This window comes from Halobacillus trueperi (genome assembly GCF_003386945.1).
Classification (GTDB): Bacteria; Bacillota; Bacilli; order Bacillales; family Halobacillaceae; genus Halobacillus; species Halobacillus aidingensis.
Genome location: NZ_QUAE01000003.1, coordinates 206,828 through 222,055 on the forward strand (window position 1 = coordinate 206,828; position 15,228 = coordinate 222,055).

Below are 15,228 nucleotides of genomic sequence, written 5' to 3' on the forward strand. Positions count from 1 at the left end.
CTTATTTACGAATGATAAGTTTTGATACTTGATAAACCTTTGATATCTTTTGGCCCCTTAATAGAAGCGGAACTCTTTATATGAGAGACCCCTTTTATATCGTTGGCGCCTTTGATCCTTCCGCTCGAAGAACTGTTCTCACTTATAGAATCCTGAATCTGCTCACCGGATTCTTTGACAGAACCGAGCTTATCTTTGAATTCAAGCAGGTGCTCTTGAACCTTCCCCTTTACTTCCTCCGCCTTCGAATGAACATGATCGGCATTCGCTGAAGTTTTCTCCTGAAGCTCTTCTTTCATGTCCTCGATTTTAGACTGCATCTGCTTTTCGAATTGCTGCCGGAAAAAATCTCCCGCTTGATCACTCATTTCATCCTTGGCATGTTCAGTCGCCTCTTGTGGGTCATCTGCCTTCCGGATAATTTTAGATACCGGATTCGGCATCTTATCCTTAATGACATGCGCGGATTTTTTTAACCCTCCTTCCACTTGATCAACGATTGTATTCTTTTTTTCCTCATCGTTTTGTGAATGTGTCATCAAAACACCACCCTAATATTTGCATCTATAATTTTTGGCTGGTTTCTACTCTTACTTCCCACGAATGGCTATCTAAAACCCTTCGCTTGATAAAAAGAATAAAAAATGGTAAGAATTACATCCTATTTTACGAAGATCCTGAATCTATAAGACTAGGAAACAGTACGCTCAGACATTCCTTTACAAAAATGACATTTCTATTAATGTTCACAGCAAAACCTGAACGGTAAGTTTCCAGCCAATATTATTTCATAATATTTTCTATCATCTTCCATTTCCACGAACCGCAAGACCTTTTTGAACATAAAAACTTGGGAATATCCACCTGCAAAACTCCTTTTAAACGCATTCCCCCATAACAACTATCCCAACCCGTATTTTGAAGGAAAACGGCGAAATTCTTAGAATTACTAGAGTATAAACTTTTAAGGAGGAATAGTTTTGAAGTTCAAAAAACTAGCAACACTATCACTCGCAGCCACACTGGCCATTCTGCCGACAACAGGGCAGGCGTTCGCTGATTCCGCACCGGAGTCATTGAACAAAGTCAACGTACAGGAAGATAAAGGAGAGTTCATTAAAGGAGAAGTTGTCGTTAAGTTCAAAAACGGAAAGTCTTTGAATGACAAACAACTGAAGAAATTTGGAGCAAAGTTAGTTTCAGAAGAACGCTCTTTCGTAGATTCAAAAGTTAAAGTACTTAAAGTCGGAAACGTAGAAGCCGTAGCCAAGGCACTCAGCAATAATCCAAATGTAGAATATGCAGAGCCAAACTACGTTTTCGAAGCAACATGGACGCCAAATGATACTTACTATAGTGGATACCAGTATGGTCCACAGAACACAGACACAGAAGCTGCATGGGATATTACCCGCGGAAGCAGCAGCCAGGAAATTGCCATTGTCGACTCTGGGATCGACTACAATCATCCGGACCTTGATGATAAAACAATCAAAGGCTATGATTTCGTAGATAACGATTATGATCCAATGGACTTGAATAATCACGGAACACACGTGGCAGGAACAGCAGCTGCAGAAACGAATAACGGATCGGGTGTTGCCGGCATGGCTCCAAACACGAAAATCCTTGCCGTCCGTGCTCTTGATGCAAACGGCAGCGGTTCTTTGTATGACATCGCTGATGCCATCCGTTATTCTGCTGACGTAGGAGCAGAAGTCATCAACCTTTCCCTAGGCTGTGACTGTGATACTCAAACACTTGAAGATGCTGTAGATTATGCTTGGAATAAAGGTTCTGTAGTCATTGCCGCTGCAGGTAACGATGGAGTATCCACAACATTCGAACCGGCTTCCTATGACAATGCCATCGCCGTTGGTGCAGTCGATAGCAACAACAACAAGGCGTCCTTCTCCAACTATGGCACATGGGTAGATGTGACAGCTCCTGGTGTCGACATCGCATCCACTGTTCCGAATAGTGGATATGCCTACATGTCCGGGACATCCATGGCTTCCCCTCATGTCGCTGGACTAGCTGGATTGCTTGCGTCTCAAGGACGCTCCAACAGCAACATCCGTGCAGCCATCGAACAAACAGCTGATCCAATCTACGGTACCGGCTACTACTTCGAACACGGGGTCATCAACTCTTACGATGCGGTAAACTATTAATCTAAAAAAGCGGCCACCCGGCCGCTTTTTTTGTTATATTAAAAGACACAATATCGAAATATACAGATTTACCGATAAAATCACCGAAGTCACTGATAAAAGTATCCAACCCACCGATAAATGTTCCAAAGTCACTGATAAGACTCCAGAAACCACCGCTAAAAGCTCATAACCCACTGATAAATAAATTCCACCCCACCTCAAAGTCGAGTTCTTCACAACCTGCCTCAGACTCGAAGATCCCCTTTATAGATAGAAGACTATTTTATTGACGTTCTCACAGGAATTCGCTATATTAATAGTAACAAGGGGAGTAGCGACCGTATAATGCGGTTGGTGAATCGTCACTTCAGTGTGAGAACACTCGGTTCACCAAACTATGACCATAGTACGCAAGACCTTGGCCTGCACGGAAATAGGGCCAAGGTCTTTTTTTATTGGCTCAACTAGAGGAGGAAAACGATGAACTTTTTAATTTTCGCCATCTCAGCCATAGTGGTCGTACTAGCTGCCGTCCAGCTGAACCGCTATGGGGATGTCATCAGTCAAAAATCTAAATTGAGCGGGGCTGTGGTCGGAACATTCCTTATAGCCGGAGCTACATCTTTACCGGAGCTTACGACAAGTTTAACGGCCGTCTATATCGACAACCCCGACATTGCAGTGGGTAATATGCTAGGTAGTAACGTGTTTAATGTATTAATTCTAGCTGCGGTTGATCTTATTTATCGCAAGCAGAAAATGTTCAACAGCATCGAGAAAAAGCAGCATCTTCCTTCTGCGATTGCAGGGATTATTTTTACACTGGTAGTGGTAGTCTCGCTGTTCATGAGTTCTACCCTTTCTCTTTTTAATATCGGGATCGAAATGTTCATTCTTGTCGGGTTGTACATCCTGACCGTCCGCTTTTTTGAAAATGAGGAAGCAGAACAGATGGATGAAGCGGCAGCTACAGGGAAGGATATTTCCTTAAAAGCGGCAAGCATTGGTTTTGCCATCAGCGCGATTGTTGTCTTCGCTGCTGGAAGTGCCCTTTCGATATCAGGGGATCAACTGGCCCAGCAAACAGGGATGAGTTCGAGCTTCGTCGGGAGCTTCTTGATTGCCGCTTCCACCTCTCTGCCTGAACTCGTCACCGTCCTTGTGGCGTTCAAAATGGGAAATTATGATATGGCTGTAGGCTCCATTTTAGGGAGTAACTTGTTCAACTTGCAGCTTCTTGCCATCACCGATCTCTTTTATCAAAACGGGCCGATCTTAAGTGCAACATCAGAAGGAAACCTTCCCATTGCTTTATTGTTCATTGGTATGATGGTACTGACGATTTTCATGATGGTAAGGAAAAAAGTCGAGAGCTTCTCTCGCTACGCAGCTCCTTCTCTTCTTATCGTAGTCATGTACTTTGTCTCATCTTATTTCCTTTTCTAATTTAAAAATCCGCAGACATCGTCGTCTGCGGATTTTTCTATAACACTTTACTTAAAAACTCCTGCGTTCTAGGATTTTGTGGATTTCCGAATAAATTATCTGGTACATCTTCTTCCATAATAACCCCTTCATCCATAAACAGTACCCGGTCGCCGACTTCGCGGGCAAAACCCATCTCGTGTGTGACAACCACCATCGTCATTCCTTCCTGCGCCAAGTCCTTCATAACGGCTAACACGTCTCCGACAAGTTCAGGGTCAAGCGCTGAGGTCGGTTCGTCAAACAACATGATGCTCGGTTCCATCGCTAAGGAACGGGCGATCGCTACACGTTGTTTCTGCCCTCCAGAAAGGCTTTCAGGATAAGCGTCCGCTTTGTCACTCAGGCCGACTTTCTCAAGCAGCGGACGGGCGACTTTTTCGGCTTCTGCTTTCTTCATTTTCTTCACTTTGATTGGACCAATCGTAATGTTATCAAGGACCGTCTTGTGCGGGAAAAGGTTAAAGTGCTGAAACACCATTCCGACACGGGAGCGGACATCATTAATATTGATTTTAGGGTCGGTCAAATTGTCCCCTTGAATGATGACTTCTCCAGAAGTGACTTCCTCAAGCAGGTTCAAGCACCGTAAAAACGTACTTTTCCCAGATCCAGATGGTCCGATAACACAGACCACTTCTTTTTCTTTGATTTCTGCATTGATTCCTTTTAACACTTCGTTGGAACCGAATGATTTATGCAAATCTTTGACGGTAATCATTACACATCCAGTCTCCTTTCAACTCGTCTCAAGTACACGGCGGTCGGCACCGTGATGATCAAGTACATCACACAAACCATCGTCAATGCCTGGAAAGCTTGGAACGTCATTCCGTAATACTGTTGTCCCATGTAAAGCAACTCGCCTACAGCGATGACGGAGAAAAGGGAAGTATCTTTCAAGCTGATCACGAATTGGTTACCTAGCGGCGGTATCATTCTTCTGAAGGCTTGTGGCCAGATGATGTAACGCATTGTCTGGTTACGAGTGAGGCCAATGGAACGCCCAGCCTCTTCCTGTCCTTTATCAATTGAGTAAACCGCTCCCCTTACGATTTCCGCTATGTAAGCACCGGCATTAATGGCAATCGCTATGATCGAGGCGGTGATTTTGTCAATATTGATTCCGGTTAAATCAGAGAGACCGAAATAGATGAACAAAATTTGTGCTAAGATCGGTGTTCCGCGAACCGCTTCTACATAAACCGTCGCAAGTCCGTAAATGATCTTATTTTTCGACAAGCGGGCAAAACCAAAAACTGCCCCGAGCACAAATCCGAAAATCAATCCAACAAACGTGATGAGTAGTGTCCATACCAATCCCTCAAGCAAAAACGGCATGACACGAAAATAGTGCGATTCCGTAATGAACTCCATATATGTATTCGCTCCTTGTGTTTTGAATGTTGTAATGGTTCATGCCAGTATTCAATTCATGGAAAAAGCGTAACAAGCCAATCACTTGCTACGCTTTTCTGATCAGCTTCTCTCTATTACTCCGAAGATTCTGTGCCGTATTTACGCTCACCGAACCATTCTTCGTAGATGTCATCGTACGTACCATTATCAATCAATGTTTGTAATGCTTCGTTCACATCACTCACAAGTTCAGAATCTTTAGGAAAAGCGATTCCATATTGCTCCCCTTGCAAAATGTCTCCAGCTGTTTTCAAGCCTTCAGAGTCATTGGCTACGTAATACTGGACGTTAGGAACGTCATACATTACCGCATCTAGACGACCCGACTCAAGGTCCATATACGCTTCGACAATTCCAGGGAATGTAATCAACTCAGCATCCGGGTGGTTTTCTCTGATGTACGTTTCACTAGTCGTACCAGAGCGTGTTCCTACCTTTTTACCTGCAAGATCTTCTTCAGATTGAATTTCATCATTATCTGCGCTGACCGCAAGCATCAAACCAGCATCATAATAAGGATCAGAAAAATCGATGGTTTCTTTACGCTCTTCTGTAATGGTCATCCCAGCAATCCCGATGTCATAACGGCCGGATTGCATACCAGCGACAACGCCGTCAAACTTCATGGATTCAATTTCAATGTTGAACCCTGCTTCATCAGCAATCGCTTTGATCAAATCAATATCGAAGCCTTCCATTTCTCCCGTTTCCTCGTTCATGAACTCGAAAGGGACAAAGTTGTTATCCGTCGCTACTGTGTACGTTTCTCCGCCCGAATCACCAGAATCTCCTGATGAGCCTGCTTCACTATCACTGCCACACGCAGCAAGTAGCAAACTTAAAGCCATAACCATAATGAATAAGTACCATTTTGCTTTCATCCATTTTTCCCCCTTTTATTATGTGACTTCTATTATCTCAAATTTTACTACTCTTGCAAATTTTCTGAATACTACTTTTGGGCGTCTTTTAAGCTGAAATTTGTTATTCTATTAAATTTTTCTATTGATTGCTCATTATTTCTTTAATTTTTGTTAATTCACTAACGATTACGACACATTTTTTAAAATTAGGGGATTAAATCTCAGTTTCAAAGGGAAATAGGGTATAATAGGGTATAGCTCCTAATTTTGTGAAAAGGAAGGTTTTTCATGTCGGAAGAACATCTGATGGACTCAGAAGGATATTATTCTTTAAAATCAGCCGCTCAGAAAATATTTGAAGTGGTGACACAAAGATTGGATGTCCAGACCGCTTACGTCACGATGAGAGGTAAGCACGCAATGACCGTCCTGAGTTCTTTAAATAAGAAAGAGGAAATTGTCCCTGAAGGTTATACCATTGATTATAACGAAAGCCACTGCCGGCTGATTATTAATGATCAAGACCATGTACTTAGTACAAACAATTTAATGGAAGATAAACTCACAAGTGATATGAAAGCTTCAGCTGAACTACAGGTAAGAGGCTATCTCGGTGTCACATTAAGAGATTTAAAAGGGAATGTGTTCGGAACTCTCTGTGTTATGGACAAAGAGGAAAAAAACTTTGATGATCAAGACATAGAATTCTTACAAACCATTGCCTCCGTTCTTTCCCATATGATTGATCTTGATCAAACCCATTACAACATGGGATTAATGAATGTACCGATCATCCCGATCACAGAAAGTGTATCCGTCGTTCCTATCCAGGGAATCGTAGACGAAGAACGTGCAGACAAACTGATGCGAGACGTCCTTCTATATGGAAAAGAACAAGATATTGACCATTTCGTCCTTGATCTATCTGGATTGGTTGTCCGCGACCAATTTTTCTCGGAAATGCTTCCAAAGCTCATTCACGCTTTGCAGGTGATGGGAATCGATACAATCTTAACAGGGATTACTCCGGAAGTAGCTCATAAAGAAATCGAAACGAATGTGCTATCGACTCATAAACCGAAAACCGTTTCTAATTTGAAGACAGCTCTTTCAACAATTGGATTTAAATTAGTAGAAAGTCATTAAAACTCGTCATTGTGACGAGTTTTTTTAGCTTCGTTTCTTGATAAATTAGAAATTTAATCGATATTTATGTTAGAGGAAATCTTAATCTTTTGTCGTATTATAAATTTATAGAAAGGAAGTATGCCATGATTGTTAAGAAAAGGACATTTCCTAGAGATATTGAACAACTGCAAGCCATTGAAAGAAGGCTTCACGAATCTCACCCTCAAAGGCTTCAGGTCAAAGAACACCTCAAAACCCGCCTCTCCGGTCACAAAGGAGAACTCGCCCTCAACTTTCCACTCTCCTATCTCCCTTCACACTACCGAATTTTCCATCACCTTCGCCTTTACGACGGCACCCACTATTTCCAAGTCGATTGCTTAATTCTGACGGATCAATGGATTTTGATTATTGAAGCCAAAAACATTGGTGGAGAGTTGTTTTACAATCAAAGGTTCAACTTTCTGTCTAGAACATGGGATGAAGGGCCACAAACGTTTTCTGATCCTGTTCTTCAAGTCCGCCGTCATCGAAGACAATTGCAGCAATGGCTTCATATAAAAAGTTTCCCCGACATCCCTATCTACTGCCTGGTTGCCAACAGTCACCCAGGAACTTCTATAAATACAGATGATCCTTCCCTCGATATCGTTATCCGCACGGAAGCTCTTCCTGAAAAAGTAGAGGAGATTGACCATAATCATATCGGGGAAAGACTGTCGCAAACCCTTACTGAATTAATCAGCAAAGAGATTTTAGAATCAGATTCTCCCATCACTTATGACTATATGAAAGAGTTATCGATTAACGATTCGAATATTAAAAAAGGCGTGTTCTGTACGGGATGTCAGCGATTAGCAATGTTCTGGGATTATGGACAATGGAAATGCAATAAATGTAGCCACAAAGATAAGGTAGCACATCACCCAGCTTTAAAAGATTACTGTTTGTTAAACGGCCCAAAGATTACTAGTAAAGATTTGAGAGGATTCTTACTCATAGATTCCATTCACAACTCGCAAAGAATCTTAAAAATGATGCACTTGAAGCATGAGGGCAATAATAAAGGAAGAGTCTATTTTCTAAGATGCTAATATATGTGTGAAACCTACTAATATAATCAGTAAACTTGCTAATAAAACTACAAAACCTGCTAATATATTGCTGAAAGTTGCTAATAAAACACCCAAACCTGCTAATATCCCATCACGTCCACCCACACCAAACCACAAAAAAGACGACCTCATCAAGAGATCGCCTCACCAATTCGGCCCAGGATCAGCCTCCATCAATAAATCTACCAAATGTACAGCTTCCATCTCCAAGCCTTCGCGCTCCACACCAAGCTTCATCTGCAGCTGACACCCTGGATTAGAAGTCACGACACCACCTGCTCCCGTGCCGCACACATCCTGCATTTTCACATCCAAAATATCCATCGCATCTTCATAATTCACAATGTTATAAACGCCCGCCGATCCGCAGCAAAACTCCGGCCGCTCCAACTCGCGCAATTCCAGACCAGGGATGCGACGAATCAAATCCAACGGTTCACTCGTCACCTTCTGTACATTGCGCAAGTGACAGGAAGGCTGATAGGTAACGGTCTTCAACAACTCTTTTTCAAAAACAAGCCCGTCCAACTCGACAAGCACTTCAGAAATATCTCTTACCCGTGCTACAAACCTTTCTGCACGCTCATGCCACTCTGTGCCCTCATCAAACAAATGCGCATACTCGACCAACCGAGCACCACAGCCTCCCGCATTGTTCACGATGTAATCAAAGCCCTCCTCCTCGAAGGCTTCAATATTCCGCTTCGCGAGTTCCACAGACTGATCGACTTTCCCCGTGTGAGCGTGAAGAGCCCCGCAGCACGTCTGAGATTCTGGGAAAACGACCTCCGCTCCACTCCGAAGCAAAAGCTCCACCGTATTCTGATTTGTTTCAAAAAAGACACTGTCCATCACACACCCCTTAAAGAATCCGACCTTCGCCGCAGCCGGCCGCTTACGTACATACCGGTCTGCGCGCGCCTGACGTTTCTTCGGCGTAGGCATACTTGGTAAAGCCGCTTCAAATTCATGAATCCGAAGCCGGGCTCTTTTCGTTAAACCAAAACGCTGGGAAACCTTCTGCAACCCACTCTTCTGATAGAGCCAAGTCGCATTCCCCAACGTATTCATCCACTTTGAAGAAGGAAAGAATGACTGGAACAAGAAATCCTCCACAAGCCGGCGCGGCCTCTCTTCATCGATCACGCGCTTCGCTCCCTCAAAGATCTCTCCATACTGGACGTTCGTCGGACAAACGGTCGTACAAGCCATGCAGCCAAGACACTTTTCAATCGGCTCCTTTAAATCTTCGACAGAAGCTTTCCCTTCAGCAACCATTTTCACAAGATTGATCCGCCCTCTCGGCGAATGGGTTTCTTTTTCCATCGTTTCATAGGTCGGACAGGCAGGAAGGCAGTAGCCGCACTGGACACAGTCGAACGTCTTGTCATAGTTCAAGCGCTCCTTCAGTGAACTAGTCATGATGGAGCACCAACTTCTGCCCCTTTTCAGGAAAAACTTTGCCCGGGTTCAAGATGCCGTTCGGGTCCCAGCTGTCCTTGATGCGCTTCATCATATCAAGGCCGACCTCTCCAAGTTCAAGCTCCATGAACGGTGCCTTCATCGTACCGATTCCGTGTTCGCCGGAAAGTGTCCCACCAAGATCGAGGGCAGCCTGGAACATGTCCTCCACCGCCTGCTCAACAAGCTTCATCTCTTCCACATTTCGCTTGTCGCACAAAATATTCGGGTGCAAGTTTCCATCCCCCGCATGACCAAAGGCGACCACTTCCAGGCCGTACTTCTCTTTGATGAGCTCTAACCGGTCCATAAAGTCCGGGATTTTGCTTCTCGGAACCGTCGCGTCCTCAGATACCTTCGTCGGCTTAATCTTCGCAATTGCAGGCGACACCTGTTTGCGCGCATGCCAGAGCTTGGCCGCTTCCTCATCACTTTTAGGAATGATGACTTCTTTAGCGCCCATCTCTTCCATAATATCCTCGATCAACCCCCGCTCTACACGAAGCGTTTCCGGGTGTCCATCGAGTTCAATGATAATAACGGCAGCTGCAGCGACAGGCAGACCGACGGGTTGGAAGTTTTCGACGGCTGCGATACAGGCTTGATCCATGAATTCCATCTTCGCCGGCAAAATTCCTGATGTCAGCGTCTGGGAGATCGCTTCCCCTGCTTTTCTCACTTCGTCAAAAGCAACCATGATTGTCTGCACAGCAGGTGGCTTCGGCATCAGCTTCAATGTGGCACCAACGATGACGCCGAGCGTTCCTTCCGAACCGACGATCAGCTTTGTCAAGTCAATGCCTGTGACATTCTTAATCGTCTGACCACCCGTCTTAATGATTTCACCTTCAGGGGTCACAACCTCCAACCCTAGTACGTGGTCCTTGGTGACTCCATATTTCAAGCCACGGGGTCCTCCGGAGTTTTCCGCCAGATTGCCGCCAATCGTTGCTACATGGGCACTGCTTGGATCGGGGGCGTACATCAGACCGTGTTTTTCTGCGGCTTTATTGATGTTTCCGGTCAATACACTCGGTGTCACTTTTACCGTCAAATCGCGTGGACTGAGGTCGATGATCGCCGGGAATTGAGACATATCCAAAACAATCCCGCCGTGCACAGGAAGAGGACCGCCACTCAGGCAGGTGCCGGAACCGCGCGGATGAACCGGTACTTTGTAACGATTGGCAAGCTTCAAAACATCAGCGACTTCCCTTTTATCTTTGACCTGCACCACAGCATCCGGCAGGTGTTCCCCAAAAGAAGCATCAAAACTATAACTGTGACGGTCGGCCAAGGACGTTAACACATGCCCTTCCGGAAGCAAAGATTGCAGCTCTTCCAACCACTTTTCCATACAATGATTCCTCCTTATCCCTTCGTTTTCTTCCCTTTCAACAAATCCATGACGTCGGTAATTTCATGAAAGTACTCGGAGGCCTTGTCCCACTGTTCGGTGACAACGTTGACAAAAAGAATGTCGATCATATGTAACTGGGCAAGACGGGAAGATGTCGCTCCACTTCGAAATGGTGCAGGAATCTCCCTTGAGGCAGAAATGTACAGCGAAACATCCGCATGCTCTGTTACAGGAGACTGTCCATAACGCGTCAAACTAATCGTCCGAGCTCCCTTTTTCTTGGCAATTTCCATGATTTTTGCTGTTTCATAAGTTTCACCAGAAAAAGAAATGCCGAAAACGACATCGTTCTCTGTGACGTTGGCAATATTCATCGCCGCATTATGCATATCTGTAAACGCAGAGGTCGGCTTGTTCATCCTTAAAAATTTCTGTTGGGCATCCTGAGCGATAATTCCCGACGCTCCTACGCCGAAAAAGTGGATGGATCCCGCTTCATTCAACAGCCTCACCGCTTCCGATAACGTCCGGTAATCCACCATTTCCGTCGTTTCACGGATCGCCTGCAAACTGTTGCTCGTTATTTTTTCTACAATTGAATCGGAAGGCTCGCCCGGCTGAATATCCCGGTACCTAGCCTCCGGTTTCTTTTGCAAATCGCCGGATATCCTCAACTTCAATTCCTGCAGACCCTTCAAGCCAAGAGACTTGCACAACCGAATGACGGCCGCGCTGCTCGTCGAGCTCAGTTCCCCAAGCTGTGTCGCCGTACAATGGATCGCTTCATGAGGCTGATCCAAAATAAATTCGGCGATCTTTTTTTCAGAAGGCGGCAGCTTATCTTTCATCTCATTGAGAATGACAAGCCCGCCGGTTAGAGAATTCTTCATTTGTTTCACCACACTTATCCTTTAATGGCTCCCTCAGTCATTCCTTTAACAATTCGTCGTTGGAAAATCGCATACAAAACGATGACGGGTACGATGGCAATGACAAGGCTCGCAAACAGCGTTCCCCATGCATTCGTGTACTGCGTTTCATTACTAATATAATCAATCGCAAGAGCAAGCGTATAGTTTTCCTCCGTCTGAAGAAAAATGAGCGCCATAAAATACTCATTCCAAAACTGGATCATATTCATTATCGTAACGGTAATAATCCCTGTTGTCGAAAGCGGCGTAATGATTTTCCATAGAATGCCATACGGTGACATCCCATCGATCGCAGCTGCTTCCTCCAGTGATTTTGGAATCGTTGCCATGAAACTCGTCAAAACGAAAATGCTGAATGGCAATTGGCTGACCGCATAAACGATACTGAGTCCGAAAATGTTATCCAGTAGATTCAGCTGCATTAATAGGAAGAACAATGGAATCCAGCCGAGTACCATCGGAATCATCATCGCTGAAATATAAAGCGTGAACAACAACCGGTTTCCGCGGAAACGCATGCGCTCTAAAGCATAAGAAGTCGGAATCGCCATCGCAAGGGTCAGTGTCGCTCCAAGACCTGTCACGATGAAACTGTTAAACACACTCGTATCGATATTGTAATTGCTCCATGCATTGACGAAGTTACTGAAGCTGAACGATTCCGGCAGCCCCCATGGATTGGCATAGATTTCTGCGTTGGATTTAAATGCACCCAACACCATCCAGAAAATCGGATATAAGACGGCCAGAGACCAGATGATCAATGGAATACGTACAATCGTTCTTGAAAAAATACTTCCTTTTTTCACCCTATTCCCCTCCTGTCTGTTAATACTCCACTTTCTCTCTTCTCATCAGGAATTGCATAATCAAAACGGTCACGAGAGACAAAACCAGAATCATAACCCCGATCGTCGCGCCGTATCCAAAGTTGTATTTAACGAAAGCCTGTTCATATAAGTAGGAACCCATCACGTGTGTCGAGTTGTTCGGCCCACCTTTGGTCATGACCTGGACGATAATGAAGGACCCATTCAAGGTCGTAATAATGATATACAAAATGGAGATCTTGATTTGCGGCCAGATCAGCGGCAAGGTCACCTTCCAAAACTGCTGCCACTCGGTAGCCCCGTCGATTTCTGCTGCTTCATAATAACTTTTCGAGATGTTGGATATTCCGCCCATCAGCATGAGCATGAATAACCCGATCCCTGCCCATACAGAAGGAAGCACTAAACTTGGCAAAGCCCAGTCTTCACTCCCGAGCCATGGTCGTGTCCAGCTCTCAAGGCCGATCAATTCAAGGCCTGAGTTCACAAGCCCGAGACTTGGATTATAGATGAACATCCACAGGATCCCGATGACGACGACGGACATGATATTCGGAAAGAAAAAGACAATCCGGTAAAACGGAGCTTCTTTAATTTTCATTTGTGTTAAAGCGACGGCAAAAAAGGTCGACAGAATCATGATGCCGATAACCTTTGTAATAACGAGAAAATAGTCGTGCCAAATCGTACTTGGGATGATCTCATCACTGAACAATCTGCGATAATTTTCAAAACCTACGAACTCCGCGAGTGAAGAGGCCCCTGACCATTTGAAAAAGGAATAATAAAGACCATTGAATAGGGGATACAACGTGAACACGGCAAACAAAATAAATGTCGGAACAAGACAGAAGGCAAGGAACAAGTTCCGCTGTCGACTGGACTGGACCATTTACAACCACCTCTTTTTCTAGTGTGAATATGTTATTGGTTAGCATAAGTCAAGCAACAGCAGGATTGCTTTCCCGCCGTTGATTGGCTTATGCCTTTAAGAAAAATGGAATGTGAAGACATCCGCCTCCACATTCCACTGTCCTTTACTCCAAACTGCTGCGGTATTCCGCTGCCGCTTGTTCAGCTTCCTCGACGAACTCTTCAGCCGTAATATTACCGAGCATCAAAGATACGAGCGAGTTGCTGATTGGCGTCTCAAGCTCTGAACTCATCGGGTGTGGCTTTTGATAAATCTGGACTTGTTCAGGATCGTTAATCATTTCGTTGGCATCAATCAAGAATGAAGGAACTTCCTCACTGGAAGCAAGGTCGACCCCTTGCAAGTTCATGATTGCTCCCGTATGTTCAGAGAAACTCTTCGCATATTCTTTTGTGAAAACAAACTCGACGAAAGCTTTCGCTGCTTCCGGGTTTTCTGCTTTTTCTGCAATAGCAAGTGGACGTAAATCCGGAACAATTGCAGCTGGTTCGCCTTCATCCTGCATCGGAGAAGGAATGAATCCATATTCGAAGTCTTCCGGTGTATCATTCGCCATTTCATTCGGCAGCCAGAAACCGACCGGAATAAATGCATTGTCATGAAGCAGGAAGTTCATCTGGGACTGCGTATGGTTCAACGCACCAAACCCGGAATCAATCATGCCTTCCTGCTGCATCTGCTCCACTTTTTTCATAACATTAAGGACAGGTTCGCTCGTCCAAGCGCCTTCTGCACCTGTAATAACATCATTAAGTAACTCGTCTCCACCAGCTGCACCAAAGGCAGGGTAAAGCATACCGCGTAGGAAGTAGTATGGATATTGACCTGTCGTTACGAAAGGCTCAATGCCTTCATCTTCCTTAATCTGACTCATCGTATCCATGAAGCTCGGGAAGTCTTTAGGTACATCCCAATTGTTTTCTTCAAACCAGGCATTGTCATACCATGTGCCCCACGTATCGAAGACAAGTGGCAAGCTGTAAATATCTCCATCGTACGTAGCTGGATCAACAATGAAACTTTCACCTAGAGCTGAGCCATCCTCAAGCTCGACGCCGCTCAACCAATCCGTCAAGTTCATCAGCTGGCCATCTTCAACCATCTGCGTTTCACTGGAACCGGCACCATCAATATAAACGACATCAGGTGGATCATCGGATACCCAGCGTGAACGCATTTCTTCATTAATATTAGGCCCTGCATGTTCCGTAATCGAGACATCCGGATATTCTTCCTGGAAATCAGCAATGACTTCTTTCCACCAAGAATCTCCATAACCACCGACAAAGTACTGAATCTCTAGCTCTCCCGAAACTTCACCAGTTTCACCAGACTCCGAAGACCCTTCAGAAGTAGATTCTTCTTCTGTGCCCTCGCTGTCTGTTTCTTCCGTCCCTGCTCCAGGTGCACAACCGACCAACAACAAGAAAGCGAACAAAACCGCCATCATCAACCAAGCAGATGTTTTCCGCCACATGCTCAACATAAGCTCCCCCTTTTTGATTGAAAAATTTATTTGAAACCATGCAAAATGGTCTTCAAATC

General features: G+C 44.7%; 14 protein-coding genes. 4 read left to right on the forward strand and 10 right to left on the reverse strand.

Going from position 1 to position 15,228, the window contains the following annotated elements; translation table 11 throughout:
• Nucleotides 1-5: 5 nt before the first annotated feature.
• Entirely contained in the window at nucleotides 6-539 is a 534-nt protein-coding gene (gene gvpQ, locus DYE48_RS05905; RefSeq protein ID WP_115822820.1) for a gas vesicle protein GvpQ, read from the reverse strand.
• Between the two features lie 441 nt (nucleotides 540-980).
• On the opposite strand from gvpQ, the gene DYE48_RS05910 reads away from it, so the two are divergent.
• Together DYE48_RS05910 and DYE48_RS05915 are read left to right on the forward strand one after the other, a co-directional pair.
• Nucleotides 981-2,174, forward strand: a complete 1,194-nt coding sequence (locus tag DYE48_RS05910) for a S8 family peptidase (protein WP_115822821.1) — start codon at nucleotides 981-983, stop codon at nucleotides 2,172-2,174.
• A gap of 462 nt (nucleotides 2,175-2,636) precedes the next feature.
• Nucleotides 2,637-3,602, forward strand: a complete 966-nt coding sequence (locus DYE48_RS05915) for a sodium:calcium antiporter (protein WP_115822822.1) — start codon at nucleotides 2,637-2,639, stop codon at nucleotides 3,600-3,602.
• 37 nt (nucleotides 3,603-3,639) lie between these two features.
• On the opposite strand, the gene DYE48_RS05920 is transcribed toward DYE48_RS05915, so the two are convergent.
• The 3 genes from DYE48_RS05920 to DYE48_RS05930 all read right to left on the reverse strand — a co-directional run bounded on the left by DYE48_RS05920 (nucleotide 3,640) and on the right by DYE48_RS05930 (nucleotide 5,941).
• Nucleotides 3,640-4,362 carry an amino acid ABC transporter ATP-binding protein gene (locus DYE48_RS05920; protein WP_115822823.1) on the reverse strand — a complete coding sequence of 241 codons (723 nt, stop codon included), beginning with the start codon at nucleotides 4,360-4,362 and terminating at the stop codon, nucleotides 3,640-3,642.
• Entirely contained in the window at nucleotides 4,362-5,018 is a 657-nt protein-coding gene (locus DYE48_RS05925; protein WP_115822824.1) for an amino acid ABC transporter permease, read from the reverse strand. The genes DYE48_RS05920 and DYE48_RS05925 overlap by 1 nt, the downstream gene beginning before the upstream one ends.
• Nucleotides 5,019-5,134: 116 nt before the next feature.
• Complete coding sequence (locus DYE48_RS05930; RefSeq protein WP_115822825.1) at nucleotides 5,135-5,941, reverse strand: glutamine ABC transporter substrate-binding protein; 807 nt, start codon at nucleotides 5,939-5,941, stop codon at nucleotides 5,135-5,137.
• A 270-nt stretch (nucleotides 5,942-6,211) separates the two neighbouring features.
• Here DYE48_RS05930 and DYE48_RS05935 point away from each other — a divergent pair, with 270 nt between their 5' ends.
• Nucleotides 6,212-7,069: a GAF domain-containing protein gene (locus DYE48_RS05935; protein ID WP_115822826.1), complete on the forward strand. Its 858-nt coding sequence runs from the start codon at nucleotides 6,212-6,214 to the stop codon at nucleotides 7,067-7,069.
• Between the two features lie 125 nt (nucleotides 7,070-7,194).
• On the forward strand, nucleotides 7,195-8,145 hold the full coding sequence (locus DYE48_RS05940; RefSeq protein ID WP_115822827.1) for a nuclease-related domain-containing protein: 951 nt from the start codon (nucleotides 7,195-7,197) through the stop codon (nucleotides 8,143-8,145).
• 165 nt (nucleotides 8,146-8,310) lie between these two features.
• Here the strand turns inward: DYE48_RS05940 and DYE48_RS05945 are convergent, their stop codons facing one another.
• From DYE48_RS05945 to DYE48_RS05970, 6 genes are all read right to left on the reverse strand, one after another.
• The gene (locus DYE48_RS05945) at nucleotides 8,311-9,588 is read right to left on the reverse strand and encodes a (Fe-S)-binding protein (protein ID WP_115822828.1); all 1,278 of its coding nucleotides are present in this window, start codon (nucleotides 9,586-9,588) and stop codon (nucleotides 8,311-8,313) included.
• Entirely contained in the window at nucleotides 9,581-10,984 is a 1,404-nt protein-coding gene (locus DYE48_RS05950; protein WP_115822829.1) for an FAD-binding oxidoreductase, read from the reverse strand. The genes DYE48_RS05945 and DYE48_RS05950 overlap by 8 nt, the downstream gene beginning before the upstream one ends.
• A gap of 14 nt (nucleotides 10,985-10,998) precedes the next feature.
• Nucleotides 10,999-11,877, reverse strand: coding sequence for a MurR/RpiR family transcriptional regulator (locus tag DYE48_RS05955; protein ID WP_115822941.1), 879 nt, complete (start codon nucleotides 11,875-11,877; stop codon nucleotides 10,999-11,001).
• A gap of 14 nt (nucleotides 11,878-11,891) precedes the next feature.
• Nucleotides 11,892-12,728: a carbohydrate ABC transporter permease gene (locus DYE48_RS05960; protein ID WP_115822830.1), complete on the reverse strand. Its 837-nt coding sequence runs from the start codon at nucleotides 12,726-12,728 to the stop codon at nucleotides 11,892-11,894.
• Nucleotides 12,729-12,747: 19 nt separating this feature from the next.
• A complete protein-coding gene (locus DYE48_RS05965; RefSeq protein ID WP_115822831.1) occupies nucleotides 12,748-13,641 on the reverse strand; it encodes a carbohydrate ABC transporter permease in 894 nt (297 codons plus the stop codon).
• A gap of 145 nt (nucleotides 13,642-13,786) precedes the next feature.
• Nucleotides 13,787-15,169 carry an ABC transporter substrate-binding protein gene (locus tag DYE48_RS05970; RefSeq protein WP_115822832.1) on the reverse strand — a complete coding sequence of 461 codons (1,383 nt, stop codon included), beginning with the start codon at nucleotides 15,167-15,169 and terminating at the stop codon, nucleotides 13,787-13,789.
• Nucleotides 15,170-15,228 lie beyond the last annotated feature (59 nt).

What these genes read in the sequence shown, in the direction of transcription:
- gvpQ (WP_115822820.1), bottom strand. Translation starts at nt 539, where the DNA reads ATGACACATTCACAAAACGATGAGGAAAAAAAGAATACAATCGTTGAT.
- DYE48_RS05915 (WP_115822822.1), top strand. Translation starts at nt 2,637, where the DNA reads ATGAACTTTTTAATTTTCGCCATCTCAGCCATAGTGGTCGTACTAGCT.
- DYE48_RS05920 (WP_115822823.1), bottom strand. Translation starts at nt 4,362, where the DNA reads ATGATTACCGTCAAAGATTTGCATAAATCATTCGGTTCCAACGAAGTG.
- DYE48_RS05925 (WP_115822824.1), bottom strand. Translation starts at nt 5,018, where the DNA reads ATGGAGTTCATTACGGAATCGCACTATTTTCGTGTCATGCCGTTTTTG.
- DYE48_RS05930 (WP_115822825.1), bottom strand. Translation starts at nt 5,941, where the DNA reads ATGAAAGCAAAATGGTACTTATTCATTATGGTTATGGCTTTAAGTTTG.
- DYE48_RS05935 (WP_115822826.1), top strand. Translation starts at nt 6,212, where the DNA reads ATGTCGGAAGAACATCTGATGGACTCAGAAGGATATTATTCTTTAAAA.
- DYE48_RS05940 (WP_115822827.1), top strand. Translation starts at nt 7,195, where the DNA reads ATGATTGTTAAGAAAAGGACATTTCCTAGAGATATTGAACAACTGCAA.
- DYE48_RS05945 (WP_115822828.1), bottom strand. Translation starts at nt 9,588, where the DNA reads ATGACTAGTTCACTGAAGGAGCGCTTGAACTATGACAAGACGTTCGAC.
- DYE48_RS05950 (WP_115822829.1), bottom strand. Translation starts at nt 10,984, where the DNA reads ATGGAAAAGTGGTTGGAAGAGCTGCAATCTTTGCTTCCGGAAGGGCAT.
- DYE48_RS05955 (WP_115822941.1), bottom strand. Translation starts at nt 11,877, where the DNA reads ATGAAGAATTCTCTAACCGGCGGGCTTGTCATTCTCAATGAGATGAAA.
- DYE48_RS05965 (WP_115822831.1), bottom strand. Translation starts at nt 13,641, where the DNA reads ATGGTCCAGTCCAGTCGACAGCGGAACTTGTTCCTTGCCTTCTGTCTT.
- DYE48_RS05970 (WP_115822832.1), bottom strand. Translation starts at nt 15,169, where the DNA reads ATGTTGAGCATGTGGCGGAAAACATCTGCTTGGTTGATGATGGCGGTT.